We start from the raw sequence: 15,898 nt of genomic DNA, 5'->3' as shown, positions 1-15,898 counted from the left end.
ACAAATATAAAAGTCTACAATCACCTTATTATAAGATGATTACACTTTTACAAAAAAATATATAACACAAAAATGTTTGCTTAACCTACAACTATTTTCTTTAAAAATAAAAAGGAAGTGCTTTAGACACTTCCTTTTTATTAAATTATAAAACAACGCTTATTTTTTTGGAATAGGAAAACCTCTATCTCTCATAATAGCATCAATTTTAGCATCACGTCCTCTAAACATTCTATACGCTTCAGCAGGATCTATTGCGTTTCTTGGAGCAAACAAATACTTCACCATTTTAGCTGCTAAATCTTTATCGTAAAAGCCATTTGGTGCTTCAGAAAAAGCTTCTGCAGCATCTGATGTTAAAACATCTGCCCACATATAACCGTAATAAGCAGTTGCATAACCTTCGCCTGAAAATACGTGTCCAAAATGCGGTGTACGGTGACGCATTACCAATTCTTTTGGCATTTTTAAAGCTTCTAATGTTTCCTTTTCAAAGGCATCAACATCCATATTTGTAGGGTCTGCTAAATGAAGTTTCATATCCATTAAAGCTGATGCTAAATACTCAGTAGTTGCAAAACCTTGATTAAAAGTAGCTGCACTTTTAATTTTTGCAATCAACGCTTTTGGCATTGGTTTGCCCGTTTTATAATGAACTAAAAATTGATTTATCACTTTATCTGTAGATAACCAACGTTCTAATACTTGCGATTGAAACTCGGTATAATCTCTTACTCCTCCATTTAATTTAGGGTATCTTACTTCTGAAGAAAAGAAATGTAAAGCGTGTCCAAATTCATGTAAAAATGTTGTTGCATCATCCCAAGAAACTAAAACAGCTTCTCCTGGAGCAGGTTTTACAAAGTTTGAATTATTTGAACCAAGTACATTTTTATTTCCATTGAAAGTAGTATGGCTTCTATAAGTTGTTGCCCAAGCACCAGATCGTTTTCCTTTTCTTGCAAACGGATCTAAATACCATAAACCAATTGTATCTCCAGTAATTTTATTGGTTACCTCCCAAACTTTTACATCATCATGAAAAACTGGTACAGTACCTTCAGCAACTGGTGTAAATTTATAATTAAACAATTCATCTGCTACAAAAAATAACGCTTGGGTTAATTTATCCAATTGTAAATATTGTTTAACCTCATCAGAATCTAAATCATATTTTTGTTTTCTTACTTTTTCAGCATAATATCTATAATCCCAAGGTTCAATTGTAATTTTATCTCCTCTTTCATTAGCTACAGCTTGCATATCACGTACCTCTTCTTTAACTCTTGCAATGGCTGCTGGCCATACTGCATTCATTAAATTCATTGCGTTTTCAGGAGTTTTTGCCATTCTATCTTGCAATCTCCAATCTGCATAATTATCATATCCTAATAATGCTACGCGCTCTTTTCTTAATTTTAAAATTTCAGCAATATTTTTATTATTGTCAAATTCATCACCATTATCACCACGAGAATAATAATTGGTCCATACTTTTTTACGCAATTCTCTTTCATTAGAATATGTTAAAAAAGGATCCATATAAGAACGGGTATTTGGAATGGCATATTTTCCTTCTTGACCTTTATCTGAAGCTATTTTAGCCATTGATTTAATCATTGCTTCAGACAATCCGCCTAATTGATCTTTGGTTAAATACACTACATAATTTTCTTCATCGGCTAAAATATTATTAGAAAAATTGGTGTATAACGTAGATAATTCTTTATTTATAGCTGCGTAACGTTTCTTTTTATCGGCATCTAATTCTGCGCCATTCATTGCAAAATCTTTATAAATTAATTCAACTACTCTTTGTTGATCATCTTCTAAAGGTGTAATTAATGAATTATCGTACACTGTTTTAATTCTTTGAAATAGTGCCAAATTTTGCGAAATTTTAGAACGAAACTCTGAAAGTAAAGGTGCCATTTCTCCTTGAATTTTTCTAAACTCGGGAGATGAAATATTTGCACTCCAAATACCATAATATTTTTGTACTCTTGACAGTTCTTCACCTGCTTTTTCTAAAGAAACAATGGTATTTTCAAAAGTTGGAGCTTCCGTATTAGCTGTAATTTCTTCAATTTCATGTAGATTTAAAGCCATTGCCTTTTTAAATGCTGGCTTAATATCAGCTATATTCATTTTATCAAAAGCAGGAACACCTCCGTAAGGTCCAGTCCATTCTTCTAATAATATATTTGTATTTTCTTCGGAATTCATGTTTTGCTTATTTTCATTACTATTATTACAACTCATAAAAGAAACAATAGTACAAAATACTATAACTACTTTTATGGGAGCTGTAGTTGATTTTTTAAACATACGTACAAATTTAGATTTTAAGTATTCGAAGATAATAATTGTACTCCAAGCAAGTTTAATCAAAATTAACCACTATTAATACTAAATCACTTATTTAAAGAAAAACTTAAATATAGTAGCATAACTAGCAACAAAAAAAGGAATTACGTTTAAGTAATTCCTTTTTTGTTTATTAAAATAAAATGCTAAAACACGTTTAACAAACTATTCATATGTTATCTTATACTACCTCAACAAATAAACCATCATCAGTATTATTTACTTTTGCCAAGTTATATTTAGTTAAACCTTTTAAAGTTTTATCCCATTTTTTGTTACTTAAACCACTTTTTGCTTTTAAGTCGTTTAATAACACTGGAGAATTTGCTTCTAACATTGCCAACACTGCTTTTTCTTCTTCATTTAATTCTACTGAAGGCGCTTTCTTTTCTGGTTTCATTTGTGGGAAAAATAATACTTCTTGAATAGAACTATTATTTGTCATAAACATAACTAAACGATCAATTCCAATACCAATTCCTGATGTTGGTGGCATACCATACTCTAACGATCTAATAAAATCTTGATCAATAAACATAGCCTCATCATCACCTTTTTCAGATAACGATAGTTGATCTTCAAAACGTTCACGTTGATCAATTGGATCATTTAACTCAGAGTAAGCATTTGCTAACTCTTTACCATTTACCATTAATTCAAAACGCTCTGTTAATGCAGGATTATCTCTATGCTCTTTTGTTAACGGGCTCATTTCTTTTGGATAATCTGTAATAAATGTTGGTTGAATGTATAAGTGCTCACATTTTTCTCCAAATAATTCATCAATCATTTTACCAATTCCCATGGTTTCATCTACTTCAATACCAACTTTTTTACATACATCTCTAAGCTCTTCTTCTCCCATTCCTGCAACATCATATCCTGTATGTATTTTAATAGCTTCTAAAATTGGCACTCTTGGATAAGGCGCTTTAAAACTTACTAAATTATCTCCAATTTGAACTTCACTTGTTCCATTGGTATCAATTGCTATTTTTTCTAATAACTCTTCAGTCATATTCATCATCCAATGGTAATCTTTGTATGCAACATACAATTCCATTACCGTAAATTCTGGATTATGCGTTCTGTCCATTCCTTCATTTCTAAAGTCTTTTGCAAACTCGTACACCGCATCAAAACCACCAACAATTAATCGTTTTAAGTACAATTCATTTGCAATTCGCAAATATAAAGGTATATCTAAGGCGTTATGGTGTGTCATAAACGGACGCGCAGCTGCTCCACCCGGAATTGGTTGTAAAATAGGTGTCTCTACTTCTAAATAACCACGTTCGTTAAAAAAATTACGCATTGAATTGGTAATTTTTGTACGCTTAATAAATGTTTCTTTAACTTGATCATTTACAATTAAATCAACATAACGTTGACGGTAACGTGTTTCTGCATCAGAAAACGCATCGTGCACTTTTCCGTCAGCATCTGTTTTTACAACAGGCAACGGACGTAAACTTTTAGAAAGTACTGTAAGTTCCTTCACATTTACTGAAACTTCTCCAACTTTAGTTTTAAAAACCTCACCTCTAATTCCAATAATATCTCCCATATCCAATAATTTTTTGAATACAGTATTGTACATTGTAGGATCATCTTCAGAAGAAATTTCATCACGGTTTACGTAAATTTGCATTCTTCCGCTTGCATCCTTCAATTCAGCAAAAGAAGCTTTTCCCATAATCCTTCTACTCATCATTCTACCAGCTAAAACAACCTCCTTACCTTCAAATTCATCAAATTTTGAAACGATTTCATTGATAGTTGTCGTAGTTTTAAACTCTTCTGCAGGGTATGGATTTATACCTAATTCTCGCAGTTTTTGAAGGGATTCTCTCCTAACTATTTCTAGTGCTGATAATTGCATGCTTTAATTTTTAAAATTTACTTTTTATAAACAGTTTGCAAAGATACATTCATTTAAATTAAATAAATAATTTCCAAAGAAAAAGTAATTAGAATTTGAATTCAATTATTATTTCCTATATTTGCGTACTGCTTTTAAGAGCAGTTTAGTTGTGTTGTTTGACGTTTTTATAAACGTCTAGGTTTTTTAAACCAATGGAAAGCTTCCCGAAAAACCGGGACGCTTTTTTTATTTTATAGCAATACCTTTAAAAGGTAAAGAAAGTATTTTTATATTCCCAAAAAATTGAAATATACAAGCCTAAAAATACAACGGCGGCTATAAATTTTAAAAAGGTTGAAGTTAAAAAACCAATAAACGATCCAAATGCGGCCTTCAAAGCTTTTTTTGGCTCTTTTGAATTTTGAATCATTTCTCCTAAAAAGGCTCCTAAAAATGGGCCAATTATTATTCCTAATGGAGGAAAAAAGAACAAGCCAACAATTAAACCAACCATTGTACCTACTACTCCATACCTTGTACCTCCAAATTTTTTAGTTCCCATAGCTGGTATAAAATAATCTATAATCCAAATTATAACTGCAACAGCTAAAGTAATGCTCAAAATTGTCCAATTCATTGGAATAACACTTGTTAAATACAAAAGTAATAAACCAAACCAACTTGTAATTGGACCAGGCAATACCGGTAAAAAAGCACCAATTATACCTAATATAGCTAACAAAAAACCACTAAAAAGTAAAAATATATCCATACACAAATTTATACATTCAAATGATGTAAAAAAACATGTACACAAAAATTTTCAACTAAAAAATTAGTTTAAACTAAATATTTAGTTATATTTGTATTGTAGAACTAAAAACTTAGTTGATAATGGAGAAACAATTAACAAAGGCTGAAGAACAATTTATGCAAGTTTTATGGGAGCTAGAAGAAGCTTCAGTAAAAGAAATTATTGAGCAACTTCCAATACCAAAACCGGCATATAATACAGTTTCAACAATTATTAGAATTTTAGAAACTAAAAATTTTGTAGCACATAAAACCAAAGGCAGAGGTTATATTTATTATCCGCTTATTAAAAAAGCAGATTACAGCAATAAGAGTTTGCAAAAATTGGTTGATGGTTACTTTGGAGGCTCATTTAAAAATATGGTATCCTTTTTTGTAAAGAAAAATGATGTTGATATTAATGATTTAGAAGCCATTTTAAAAAATATAAACGATAAAACTTCTGAAAAATGATAAACTATATACTACAAGTACTCCTTTTTCAAGCGTTATTTTTAGCAGTGTATGATTTCTTTTTACAAAAAGAAACCTTTTTTAAGCTAAATAGAATTTATCTTTTGGCTTCTCCACTCCTTTCCTTTTTAATTCCATTTTTAAAATTGGAAAGTATGCAGCAAACTATTCCACAAGAATACATAGTACAACTGCCAACGGTATTTTTAAATCCACAAGCTGTACTTGAAAACACCACTGCTAACACAACATTAAGTGATTATTTACCAAGCATATTCTATGCAGGTGTTCTTATTTTTACTATGCTCTTTTTGGTTCGTTTGGCTCAAATTTTACTATTGATTAAAAAGAATACCATTGTAAAAAAGAAGAATTATAACCTTGTTATTTTAGCAACTAAACAAGCTGCTTTTTCTTTCTTTAACTATGTTTTTATTAGCAATCGCTTACAAACTAAAAAGGAATTAAACATTATTCAGCACGAATTAATTCACTGCAAACAAAAACATTCTATAGATTTATTAGTTTTTGAAGTATTGAAAATTATACTTTGGTTTAATCCGTTGATTTATGTGTATCAAAAAAGAATTACACTTTTACACGAATATATTGCAGATGCTGAAGTAGTAAAAGTAACCGACAAAAATACGTACTTCAACAACTTACTATCTGAAACTTTTAATGTAGAACATATCTCTTTTATCAATCAATTTTATAAACAATCATTCATAAAAAAACGCATCGCCATGATTACAAAAAACAAATCAGAAAAAATGAAACAATTCAAGTACTTATTAATTGTACCCTTATTATTTGGGATGCTAATTTATTCATCTTGTAGTGAAAACGCTAACAATGAAATAAGTGAAATAAATTCGATTATAGAGAATGAAGAAGTAAGTATAAATGGGAAATATTTCACTGCAAAAAATGGAACCATCATATTTATAGGTACATCATTAGATGGTGAGGTTATTTCCTATGAAAATATGACTGAAAAAGAAAAGAGAATTTCAGATAACTTCAGCAGTAAAGAAAGCGAAGGAATTGATTATAGTTTAATCTTAGAACCTAATGGTACTAGAGCTCATTTTATTAAAACTCCAATACCACCTATTCAAAAAACTACAGTTGAAGTTGACAGATCAGTTTCTTTTGCTACAATTGAAGACGTTCCTGTTTACCCAGGTTGTGAAGGAACTAATGAAGAATTAAGACTATGCCTTCAAGAAAATATTACAAAACATGTAGGCGCAAATTTCAATTCAGATTTAGCAAATAGTTTAGGTTTAGATGCTGGTACAAAACGTATATTTGTCATGTTCAAAATTGACGAAGAAGGAAAAATTGCGGAAGTAAAAGCAAGAGCTCCACATAAAGCCTTAGTTGAAGAAGCAAAGCGAGTTATTAATTCTTTACCAAAAATGATTCCTGGAAAAATGGAAGGTAAACCTGTAGCAGTAAAATACAGTTTGCCAATTGCTTTTAAAGTAAATGGTAATGGAAAAAAAACAGCTACAAAACTTCCTGAAGATTTAATCTATTTATTAGATGGAAAAGAAATTACTAAAAAAGAAATGCAAAAAATAAAGCCAGACGATATTGAATCTATCAACGTTTTAAAAGGTGAAAATGCGTTGGAGAAATATGGAAAAAAAGGTGAAAATGGAGTTATAGAAATCACCTTAAAAAAATTATAAAAAGTTCTTATTTGTAAAATTATTTTAAAAACCGAAGCCTTATCTTCGGTTTTTTTTATTTGAAATTGTTACTTGCATAAAAAGTTGTATTTTCACTGTTTGAAAAAAGATGTCATGTTAAAACAACTTATTATCATTTTATGTTGCAGTTTCCTGGTGGTTTCCTGCTCTTTTTTTGAAAATAAATCAAAAACTCAACCTATTCAAAAAGTTGATACAATAGTTGACTTTAATTCTGTTGATGCTTTTCCATTATTTCCAGATTGTTCTGATATTCCTTCACGAGACAAACAACAAATTTGTTTTCAGCTAGAAATGTCAAATTATATTTATGCCAGTTTAAAAGAGTTTCCTTTAAATACTTCTGAAGCTATTAACGATACTGTTTTAGTAAAACTAAGAATAGATCATTTAGGAAAAACTAGCCTTTCTAAAATTGAAAGTTCTAAAAGCACTCAACAATTAATTCCTGAATTTGATAGCATTGTAAACTTAAGTATTGAAAACCTACCTCAACTTCAACCTGCAATTAAGAGAAATATGCCGGTAACAACTGAATTTACCTTACCAATAATTTTGAAAAATTAGTACATTTTTTAACACGTAAATTTATTGGCTACTAGTTTAAAAATTACTTTTTATTATGAACTAATTGAATAAAATAACTACCACATTTAGGACATATTTCTATTTTATCACTACCAAAACAAGTCTCTGTAGCGTCGAATTCTAACTCTTTTTCTGTGCCTTTCCAATTACAACCTCCACACTTATATAGCATATTTCACAAGTTTTTTATGTACACAATATAAACAATATTTAACAAGCTCTAACATAAAAACACCATTTGAAAATTGGACAAACATTCACTATTACAAAAAATCAATTTAAAATTAATAGAGAAATTCACATGAAAAATTGCCATAAAAAAAGGAGCTAAAAAGCTCCTTTTTTTATTCTAATATTTTGAATGCACTACCAAATTTTTACTCTGTCTTCTGGTTTTAAATACATTTCATCACCTTCAACAATATTAAATGCTGTGTAAAAAGCATCTACATTTTGTAACGGCATATACGATCTGTACAATCCTGGTGCGTGCGGATCCGTTTTTATTTGATTTTTTAAAGCTTCATCTCTTGTTTTGGTTCTCCAAATAGTTCCCCAAGACATATAAAAACGTTGCTCTGCAGTAAATCCATCAATATCTTCAGGTCTTCCATTTTTCTCATAAAAAATTTGTAAACCATCATAAGCTGCATTAATTCCACCTAAATCACCAATATTTTCACCCAGTGTAAATTCACCATTTAAATGAACATCATCAATAGCTACAACTGCACTGTATTGATCTACTAATTTTTTCCCTAACGCTGCAAATTGTGTTGCATCTTCTTCTGTCCACCAGTTTGATAAATTTCCATCAGCATCAAACCTAGCTCCTTGATCATCAAAACAATGTGAAATCTCATGACCAATAACAGCTCCTATTCCTCCATAATTAACAGCTTCATCAGCTGTGTAATTGTAAAAAGGAGGTTGTAAAATTGCTGCAGGAAAAACAATTTCATTATTTACAGGATTAAAATACGCATTTACAATTTGCGGAGCCATTCCCCATTCAGAACGATCAACTTCTTTTCCTAGTTTTTCAATATTTTCATTAAAATTCCATTTTGAAATATTAATTGAATTTTGAAAATATGAACCTCCATCTTTCAATCCTTTTACGTCTAATGCTGAGTAATCTTTCCATTTATCAGGATATGCAATTTTAACTGTCATTTTATGAAGCTTTTCTAGTGCTTTTAATTTTGTATCAGCACTCATCCACTCCAATGCGTTAATTCTTTTTTCAAACCCTAACATAACGTTAGCAATCATTTCTTCAGCTTTTGCTTTTGCCTCTGGGGGAAATTTAGCATCTACATACAACTTCCCTAAAGCTTCACCAATATTTCCGTTTAAAGATGCCAATGCTCTTTCATCTCTTGGTCTTTGTTGTTTTGCTCCTCGCAATTCTTTACTGTAAAACTCCCAGTTAGCTTTTTCAATTTCTCTTGTTAATTTACCAGCAGCTCTGTCAATTGCTGTCCAACGTAAATACAATTTAATATCCTCTATTTCACTTGTTTTTAGAATAGTTTCAACCGATTCCATATATTTTGGTTGCATCACAATAACTCTATCTAAATTTTCAACTCCTAATCCATTAAAATACGTTTCCCAGTTAATTGAAGGAGTTAACTCATTTAACTCTTCCATTGTTTTAGGGTTGTACAATTTACGCGTATCTCTAGATTCTTCTTTTGTGAAACGAGGTTCGGCTAAATTATATTCATACTTAAAAATTTTATCAGCATTAATAGTTGCTTCCTCTGGTGAATCTCCAAAAAATTGCAACATTCGTGCTATGTGTGCAATATATTTTACACGTTTACCTTTGGTATCTTCATCTTGATCTACATAATAATCACGAGATAACCCTAAGCCTGCAGGAGACAAATAGCCTGCATTCATTTTACTATCTTTTAAATCATTAAACACACCAAAATCAAAAAATCCAGCACCTCCGTATGGCGCCATTTCAACTAATAATGTTTCTAAATCTTTTAAGTTTTTAATAGCATCAATTTTATCTAAAAATGGCTGAACTGGTGCAATACCTTGTGCATCTCTTGCAACAGTATCCATAATAGATTCGTAATAATTTACAGCCTTTTTTTGATCAGATTCTAAGGTTAAATTACCTTGAGCATCTTTTAATTTTGGAAAATTATCTTGTGCAATAGCTTCACTTAAAATAGCCAACACATCAGCATCTGTTTTTTTTCTAAGTTCATTAAAACCACCCCAAGAAGTTCTATCTGCAGGAATTTCAGTTTTGTCAAACCAAGTACCATTTACAAATCTAAAAAAGTCATCATTTGGTCGAACGGAAGTGTCCATATTTTCAACAATGATTCCTGGTATTTTTTCTTCTTCAACTTTAGAATCACTGCCACAAGAAGTTGCCGTGGTAATTAATGCTACAGAAGAAATAAGCATTAACTTTTTAACTAAATTTTTCATAATATTAGATTGATTGTTTTAAATTTTAACATTTTAAACGCCTAAAATAAGATTTTTCAACCAAACCTTAACTAAATAGCATTCATATTATTTGTTAATAATGTCTAAAATGTTTGGCTTAAAATAGTTTGGTCCCTTCATAACCTTTCCGTCTTCCCGGTAAATTGGTTTTCCATTTGCTCCTAATTTACTCATATTACTACGTTGAATTTCATTAAAAACGGCTTCTATTTTGTGTTGCATTCCATGTTCTAAAATAGTACCGCACAAAATATATAGCATATCGCCTAAAGCATCAGCAACCTCAACCAAATCATTTTCATTTGCTGCTGCCAAATACTCTTCATTTTCTTCAGCCATTAAATCGAATCTTAATTTAATTTTATTAACATCTAATTGCGCTGTTGGTTTTTGTTGAATTCCTAACCCAAATGCTTCGTGAAATTCTTGTACTGCTTTTAATTTATTTTTCATTAAGAATCCTATTTATAAATTGATTTATTTTGTTGAATTTTATGTACTTTTGACACTAAATATACACATTTATATGTTTAGTAAAGGTCAATTAATATTTGCTGTTTTTTTTGTAATTGCTTTTAGTATGGCTATGGTTTGGAGCTATAGAAAGGATATTAAAGTTCATAAAAAGCATTATAAAAACACATTTTTAATTATTATTGGTTTGTTTTTAATTGTTGCAATTTTTGCTTTAATTACATTTTCTCTACATTAGTTTCCATAGGAATTAAAGTGCTTAATTCATTATGATCTAACACCACAAAGCCTTCATCGTTGTATGAAATTGAAGGTTTAAATTTCACATTAAATTTTAAATCATCATTTGTATAAACAAAGGTTTGAAACACCTTTTGAGCAAACGAGTCTTCATGATATTCCATTAAAATGTACCATTCAACATCTAATTTTTGAATTTCAGCATCACTTAAATTAAAAAGTGGACTTTCAGTATCAATTTCATGAACTACTGTCCAAACTGTAGATAAATATCGAATTGCTTTTCTTTCTAATTTCAACTGATAAAAATCTCTTTTTGAAATACTATGTTCAAGATTGTTTCTTATGGCCATAGTAACCGAAATTTTTGGCTCAATCATAATGGTTGATCTATTGTTCATTAATCTAAACATTAGTGCTTTTCCGTCGTTAAAATCTCTATAAATAATATGATTGCTAAATTTAACCGATGCTTTTGGTTTAGAAAACCTACCGTATAACAACCCTGTAATAAATGAAAACGATAACAGTCCTATTAAAGCTTCAAAGGCCGAAACCAAATTTGCCGAAAACCCGTGAGGAGAAATACCTCCGTACCCAACAGTTGTAATTGTTTGAGCGCTAAAAAAGAAACCATTTAAAAAATCTTTAAACTTATTTCCTGATAAAGTGGTAATTTCTTCAATTCCAATTAGCGTGTAAATTAATCCGAAAAATACATTTATAAGCACATAGCTTAAAAACACAAATAGAAAAAATTGAAACCACGAAATTTGAATTAAATACGCATACGTATCTTGAAAACTAAACTTCTTATTTTTATGAATAATAGTAGATTCACCTTTTTTATTAATAACACTTTGCGCATTTCTTTTGGATGAATACCCAAAACCTGGATCTTTTATTTTTTGCATAAAAAATTATTTGATGCCTAAAATACCAATTTTCAATGATACTTTTTCCAAAAAATAAGCCTTTTAATAAAACTAATTAATTTCATAAATTAGCATACCAAATTAGCACATATTCAAACAAATGAAATCTTTAAAATATATTTTCTTTTTAGTTCTAATGGCCATTATTGGTGGCTCAATTTATGTAGCAACTTTAGATGGCTCTTTTGATGTTCAACAATCTAGAACTATGAAAGTTCCTGCAAGCGTTGCTTACAATAACATTAACGATTTTAAAAATTGGCAACATTGGGGACCTTGGTACGAATTAGACTCTACCATAGTTGCAACATTTCCAGAAAAAACATCTGGTATTGGAGCCTCATATTCTTGGACAGGAAAAGAAGGTGATGGCAGTATGAGAACTATTTCAACCATAGAAAATAAAGAAATTATTCAACAAATTAATTTTGGTTCAGATAGTACTCCTGAAGTTTACTGGAAACTAGACACCAAACAAGATAGCACCATAGTAACTTGGGGAATGCGAGGAAAAAATAGTTTTAGTGAAAAAATATTTTGGTTATTAAATGGTGGTATAGAAAAAAATATGACACCAATGTATAAAAGAGGTTTAGAGCTTCTAGAAATACAATTAATAAAACAATTAGATGTACACAGTATAACCTATAAAAACGAAGTTGATTTTGGAGGCGGTTATTATTTATACCAAACTATTGCTTGCAGAATTGAAGATGCTTCTAAGAACATGAAAAAAATGTTTCCTGAAATTATAGAGTATATGGCAACAAATTCAATTGAAGCCTCAGGAAAACCATTTACTTTAAATCATCAAACAGATTTTATTAATAACAGTATTATGTTTTCAGCTTGTATTCCTGTTAAAGAACGTATTGTTACTGAAGGAACAATTTTAACTGGCTTTTTAGAACCTCAAAAAACATTTAAATCTATTTTTAAAGGTAACTACAAATTCTTACCTGAAATATGGCCAGAAATTTATAAAAACTTAGAAGAAAAAGGGTTTAAAGCGGTTCAAAAAGGGTTTTCTTTTGAAATTTACACAGTAAGTCCGCAAGAAACTGAAAATCCTGCAGAATGGCTTACTGAAATTTATGTTCCTATTGAATAAAATTAAACCTCGTGATATCTAAAACAATCCGTTACGTGGTCATTTACCATACCTGTTGCCTGCATATGCGCATAAATTACTGTTGACCCAACAAATTTAAAACCTCGTTTTTTTAGGTCTTTTGAAATAGTCTCTGATAGTTTAGTTGTAGCCGGAACATCATTCAACGTTTTTGCACTATTTTTAATAGGCTTACCATTAGTAAAACCCCAAATATACGCTGAGAAAGAACCAAATTCTTTTTGAATTTTCATAAAAGCAACTGCATTTGAAATAGTTGCTTTTATTTTTAATTTATTTCTAATTATGCCCGCATTCAACAGTAATTCCTCTTGCTTTTCAACTGAATAATTAGCTATTTTTTTATAGTTAAAATTATCAAAAGCCTCTCTAAAATTTTCTCTCTTTTTTAAAATAGTAATCCAACTTAAACCTGCTTGAAAGGTTTCTAAAATTAAAAACTCAAACAAAGTTGCATCATCATATACCGGAACACCCCATTCTGTATCATGATACGCTATATACAAAGGGTCATTACCACACCAAGCACATCTTTTTTTATCCATAAAAAATATTTTTTTCAATATACAAACTAATTAAAATTAGTATCAACTATTTTTTGTAAATTTAATAGACTTAAAGTTATCATTATGAAAAATTTACTAAAGTGTTTTGTGCTAATATTTTTTATTATTAGCTGTGGTTCTACTTCAAAAACAACTGTAAAAAATAAAAAAAACACTTCTGAAGAAGCTGTTAGAATAGCCAATGACTCTTTAGAATATGAAATTATTATTTTTGATATTGGTTTTAATACTTATTTAAATACCATAGCACAACCACAAGGATATTATTCATTACAATATTTAGAAAACAAAAATAAATTTTATGTTTCTAAATGGAATATTAGGGTTCAAAACCCATATAAATACAATCCTAAAATTTATGAAAACATTATAGATTACGATTTTTCTACAGATTACGGACTTGAAGTAAACTATAAATTATTCAACTATTTTAAATTTGTAGAGTATAAATACAAAGAAGTTTTTTAGCTTTTATTCTTCATAAAACTCTTTAATAAACTTCATAAAAAAAGCCTCTCAAATGAGAGGCTTTTTTTTATAAGAACATACGTTTTTAATTTAATTGTGGACCTGCAGCTACTAAAGCTTTACCTTCATCATTATCAGTATATTTATCAAAATTCTCAATAAACAATTTTGCTAATTTGGTAGCTTTTTCATTCCATTCAGCAACATCTTTATACGTGTCTCTTGGATCTAAAATTTCCGTATGTACTTGATCTAGTGATGTTGGTACTTCTAAATTAAATACCGGAATAGTTTTAGTTTCAGCTTTTTCTATTGAGCCATCTAAAATTCTATCAATAATTGCTCTTGTATCTTGTATAGAAATTCTTTTCCCCGATCCATTCCATCCTGTATTCACTAGGTAGGCTTCAGCACCATTTGCTTCCATTTTTCTAACTAACTCTTCACCGTATTTAGTTGGGTGCAACGTTAAAAATGCTTCGCCAAAACAAGCAGAAAATGTTGGTTGGGGTTCTGTTACACCTCTTTCTGTACCGGCTAATTTAGCTGTAAACCCAGACAAAAAGTGATATTTAGTTTGCTCAGGAGTTAATTTAGATACTGGTGGCATTACGCCAAAAGCATCAGCAGTTAAAAATATTACTTTACTCGCAGGACCCGCTTTTGAGATTGGTTTTACAATGTTTTCAATATGATAAATTGGGTATGAAACACGAGTATTTTGCGTCACGGATCCATCTGAAAAATCTATTTTCCCGTGCTCATCAACACTAACGTTTTCGAGTAAGGCATCTCTTCTAATAGCTCCATAAATATCTGGTTCAGCTTCAGGATCTAAATTTATAGTTTTTGCATAGCAGCCTCCTTCAAAGTTAAAAACACCTTCGTCATCCCATCCGTGCTCATCATCACCAATTAATTGTCTCTTTGGATCTGTTGACAAAGTAGTTTTACCTGTACCTGACAAACCAAAAAAGATAGCTGTTTTCCCATCTTCACCAACATTTGCCGAACAGTGCATACCTGCCACACCTCTTAAAGGTAAATAATAATTCATCATTGCAAACATTCCTTTCTTCATTTCTCCACCATACCAAGAACCACCAATAACTTGCATTTTCTCAGTTAAGTTAAATACGGTAAATACTTCAGAATTTAAGCCGTGTTCTCTCCATTTATCGTTTACTGTTTCTGAACCATTCAAAACTACGAAATCTGGATCGCCGTACACCTCTAATTCCTCGGCTGTTGGGCGTATAAACATATTTGTAACAAAATGAGCTTGCCAAGGCACTTCAACTACAAATCTAACTTTTAACCTTGTATCTTCGTTAGCTCCACAAAATGTATCAACTACATATAATTTTTTTCCAGACAATTCTCTAATAGCCAATTCTTTTAAATCATTCCAAACAGCTTGTGTAGTTGGTTTATTGTCATTTGGTGCTTTTTCAGAAGTCCACCATAAAGTATCTCTTGTTATATCATCTTTTACTATAAATTTATCTTTAGGAGAACGTCCAGTAAATTTACCTGTCATTACATTTATACAATCTAATTCCGTTAAAACCCCCCTTTCAAAACCGACTAATGCAGGATCTAACTCTGCTTTATGCAACTCTTCGAAAGAAGGGTTGTACACTATTCCTTTAATATCCTTAAGCCCTATGTTTTCCAGAGCTTTAACAACTGAATCTCTTAATACTTGCATCGCGGTAAATGTTTTTTATTAATAATATTTTTGATTATCCTTATCAAATTTACACATAATTACAGTCAAAAACATGAAATTC

At 30.3% G+C, this 15,898-nt stretch carries 15 protein-coding genes; 6 read left to right on the top strand and 9 right to left on the bottom strand.

Translation table 11 applies throughout. The features are described 5' to 3' along the window. Positions 1 to 159 precede the first annotated feature (159 nt). The 3 genes from ACFQ5N_RS08000 to ACFQ5N_RS07990 all read right to left on the bottom strand — a co-directional run bounded on the left by ACFQ5N_RS08000 (position 160) and on the right by ACFQ5N_RS07990 (position 5,003). On the bottom strand, positions 160 to 2,262 hold the full coding sequence (locus ACFQ5N_RS08000; protein WP_386809031.1) for a M3 family metallopeptidase: 2,103 nt from the start codon (positions 2,260 to 2,262) through the stop codon (positions 160 to 162). Positions 2,263 to 2,548: 286 nt separating this feature from the next. Continuing rightward, positions 2,549 to 4,249 carry a lysine--tRNA ligase gene (gene lysS / locus ACFQ5N_RS07995; protein ID WP_386808963.1) on the bottom strand — a complete coding sequence of 567 codons (1,701 nt, stop codon included), beginning with the start codon at positions 4,247 to 4,249 and terminating at the stop codon, positions 2,549 to 2,551. A gap of 247 nt (positions 4,250 to 4,496) precedes the next feature. After that, positions 4,497 to 5,003, bottom strand: coding sequence for a DUF456 domain-containing protein (locus tag ACFQ5N_RS07990; protein WP_386808962.1), 507 nt, complete (start codon positions 5,001 to 5,003; stop codon positions 4,497 to 4,499). Between the two features lie 122 nt (positions 5,004 to 5,125). On the opposite strand from ACFQ5N_RS07990, the gene ACFQ5N_RS07985 reads away from it, so the two are divergent. The 3 genes from ACFQ5N_RS07985 (at position 5,126) to ACFQ5N_RS07975 (ending at position 7,785) form a co-directional block, all read left to right on the top strand. Then, positions 5,126 to 5,497: a BlaI/MecI/CopY family transcriptional regulator gene (locus ACFQ5N_RS07985; protein WP_386808961.1), complete on the top strand. Its 372-nt coding sequence runs from the start codon at positions 5,126 to 5,128 to the stop codon at positions 5,495 to 5,497. Next, complete coding sequence (locus ACFQ5N_RS07980; RefSeq protein ID WP_386808960.1) at positions 5,494 to 7,197, top strand: M56 family metallopeptidase; 1,704 nt, start codon at positions 5,494 to 5,496, stop codon at positions 7,195 to 7,197. Before ACFQ5N_RS07985 ends, ACFQ5N_RS07980 begins: the two co-directional genes overlap by 4 nt. Before the next feature lie 114 nt (positions 7,198 to 7,311). Beyond that, positions 7,312 to 7,785 (top strand): hypothetical protein, encoded by a 474-nt coding sequence (locus tag ACFQ5N_RS07975; protein ID WP_386808959.1) that lies wholly within the window; start codon positions 7,312 to 7,314, stop codon positions 7,783 to 7,785. Between the two features lie 43 nt (positions 7,786 to 7,828). On the opposite strand, the gene ACFQ5N_RS07970 is transcribed toward ACFQ5N_RS07975, so the two are convergent. From ACFQ5N_RS07970 to ACFQ5N_RS07960, 3 genes are all read right to left on the bottom strand, one after another. Next, positions 7,829 to 7,978 carry a hypothetical protein gene (locus tag ACFQ5N_RS07970; protein WP_386808958.1) on the bottom strand — a complete coding sequence of 50 codons (150 nt, stop codon included), beginning with the start codon at positions 7,976 to 7,978 and terminating at the stop codon, positions 7,829 to 7,831. 194 nt (positions 7,979 to 8,172) lie between these two features. Then, positions 8,173 to 10,269 (bottom strand): M13 family metallopeptidase, encoded by a 2,097-nt coding sequence (locus ACFQ5N_RS07965; RefSeq protein WP_386808957.1) that lies wholly within the window; start codon positions 10,267 to 10,269, stop codon positions 8,173 to 8,175. Positions 10,270 to 10,356: 87 nt separating this feature from the next. Then, complete coding sequence (locus ACFQ5N_RS07960; protein ID WP_386808956.1) at positions 10,357 to 10,743, bottom strand: pyrophosphohydrolase domain-containing protein; 387 nt, start codon at positions 10,741 to 10,743, stop codon at positions 10,357 to 10,359. A gap of 73 nt (positions 10,744 to 10,816) precedes the next feature. Here ACFQ5N_RS07960 and ACFQ5N_RS07955 point away from each other — a divergent pair, with 73 nt between their 5' ends. Beyond that, on the top strand, positions 10,817 to 11,002 hold the full coding sequence (locus ACFQ5N_RS07955) for a hypothetical protein (protein WP_386808955.1): 186 nt from the start codon (positions 10,817 to 10,819) through the stop codon (positions 11,000 to 11,002). Here the strand turns inward: ACFQ5N_RS07955 and ACFQ5N_RS07950 are convergent. Then, positions 10,983 to 11,918: an ion channel gene (locus tag ACFQ5N_RS07950; protein WP_386808954.1), complete on the bottom strand. Its 936-nt coding sequence runs from the start codon at positions 11,916 to 11,918 to the stop codon at positions 10,983 to 10,985. The two genes, ACFQ5N_RS07955 and ACFQ5N_RS07950, sit on opposite strands and share 20 nt — an antisense overlap. A gap of 121 nt (positions 11,919 to 12,039) precedes the next feature. Here ACFQ5N_RS07950 and ACFQ5N_RS07945 point away from each other — a divergent pair, with 121 nt between their 5' ends. Beyond that, positions 12,040 to 13,050, top strand: coding sequence for an SRPBCC family protein (locus tag ACFQ5N_RS07945; protein ID WP_386808953.1), 1,011 nt, complete (start codon positions 12,040 to 12,042; stop codon positions 13,048 to 13,050). Positions 13,051 to 13,052: 2 nt separating this feature from the next. On the opposite strand, the gene ACFQ5N_RS07940 is transcribed toward ACFQ5N_RS07945, so the two are convergent. After that, positions 13,053 to 13,616 carry a DNA-3-methyladenine glycosylase I gene (locus tag ACFQ5N_RS07940; RefSeq protein WP_386808952.1) on the bottom strand — a complete coding sequence of 188 codons (564 nt, stop codon included), beginning with the start codon at positions 13,614 to 13,616 and terminating at the stop codon, positions 13,053 to 13,055. An 84-nt stretch (positions 13,617 to 13,700) separates the two neighbouring features. On the opposite strand from ACFQ5N_RS07940, the gene ACFQ5N_RS07935 reads away from it, so the two are divergent. Then, positions 13,701 to 14,105 carry a DUF6146 family protein gene (locus ACFQ5N_RS07935; RefSeq protein WP_386808951.1) on the top strand — a complete coding sequence of 135 codons (405 nt, stop codon included), beginning with the start codon at positions 13,701 to 13,703 and terminating at the stop codon, positions 14,103 to 14,105. A gap of 85 nt (positions 14,106 to 14,190) precedes the next feature. Here ACFQ5N_RS07935 and pckA read toward each other — a convergent pair whose 3' ends face one another. Beyond that, entirely contained in the window at positions 14,191 to 15,816 is a 1,626-nt protein-coding gene (gene pckA / locus ACFQ5N_RS07930) for a phosphoenolpyruvate carboxykinase (ATP) (RefSeq protein ID WP_386808950.1), read from the bottom strand. Positions 15,817 to 15,898 lie beyond the last annotated feature (82 nt).

The organism is Lutibacter holmesii, from assembly GCF_042679665.1.
Lineage (GTDB): Bacteria > Bacteroidota > Bacteroidia > Flavobacteriales > Flavobacteriaceae > Lutibacter > Lutibacter holmesii.
This window is presented reverse-complemented; position numbering and strand designations above follow the sequence as displayed.

What these genes read in the sequence shown, in the direction of transcription:
- ACFQ5N_RS08000 (WP_386809031.1), bottom strand. Translation starts at nt 2,262, where the DNA reads ATGAGTTGTAATAATAGTAATGAAAATAAGCAAAACATGAATTCCGAA.
- lysS (WP_386808963.1), bottom strand. Translation starts at nt 4,249, where the DNA reads ATGCAATTATCAGCACTAGAAATAGTTAGGAGAGAATCCCTTCAAAAA.
- ACFQ5N_RS07990 (WP_386808962.1), bottom strand. Translation starts at nt 5,003, where the DNA reads ATGGATATATTTTTACTTTTTAGTGGTTTTTTGTTAGCTATATTAGGT.
- ACFQ5N_RS07985 (WP_386808961.1), top strand. Translation starts at nt 5,126, where the DNA reads ATGGAGAAACAATTAACAAAGGCTGAAGAACAATTTATGCAAGTTTTA.
- ACFQ5N_RS07980 (WP_386808960.1), top strand. Translation starts at nt 5,494, where the DNA reads ATGATAAACTATATACTACAAGTACTCCTTTTTCAAGCGTTATTTTTA.
- ACFQ5N_RS07975 (WP_386808959.1), top strand. Translation starts at nt 7,312, where the DNA reads ATGTTAAAACAACTTATTATCATTTTATGTTGCAGTTTCCTGGTGGTT.
- ACFQ5N_RS07970 (WP_386808958.1), bottom strand. Translation starts at nt 7,978, where the DNA reads ATGCTATATAAGTGTGGAGGTTGTAATTGGAAAGGCACAGAAAAAGAG.
- ACFQ5N_RS07965 (WP_386808957.1), bottom strand. Translation starts at nt 10,269, where the DNA reads ATGAAAAATTTAGTTAAAAAGTTAATGCTTATTTCTTCTGTAGCATTA.
- ACFQ5N_RS07960 (WP_386808956.1), bottom strand. Translation starts at nt 10,743, where the DNA reads ATGAAAAATAAATTAAAAGCAGTACAAGAATTTCACGAAGCATTTGGG.
- ACFQ5N_RS07955 (WP_386808955.1), top strand. Translation starts at nt 10,817, where the DNA reads ATGTTTAGTAAAGGTCAATTAATATTTGCTGTTTTTTTTGTAATTGCT.
- ACFQ5N_RS07950 (WP_386808954.1), bottom strand. Translation starts at nt 11,918, where the DNA reads ATGCAAAAAATAAAAGATCCAGGTTTTGGGTATTCATCCAAAAGAAAT.
- ACFQ5N_RS07945 (WP_386808953.1), top strand. Translation starts at nt 12,040, where the DNA reads ATGAAATCTTTAAAATATATTTTCTTTTTAGTTCTAATGGCCATTATT.
- ACFQ5N_RS07940 (WP_386808952.1), bottom strand. Translation starts at nt 13,616, where the DNA reads ATGGATAAAAAAAGATGTGCTTGGTGTGGTAATGACCCTTTGTATATA.
- ACFQ5N_RS07935 (WP_386808951.1), top strand. Translation starts at nt 13,701, where the DNA reads ATGAAAAATTTACTAAAGTGTTTTGTGCTAATATTTTTTATTATTAGC.
- pckA (WP_386808950.1), bottom strand. Translation starts at nt 15,816, where the DNA reads ATGCAAGTATTAAGAGATTCAGTTGTTAAAGCTCTGGAAAACATAGGG.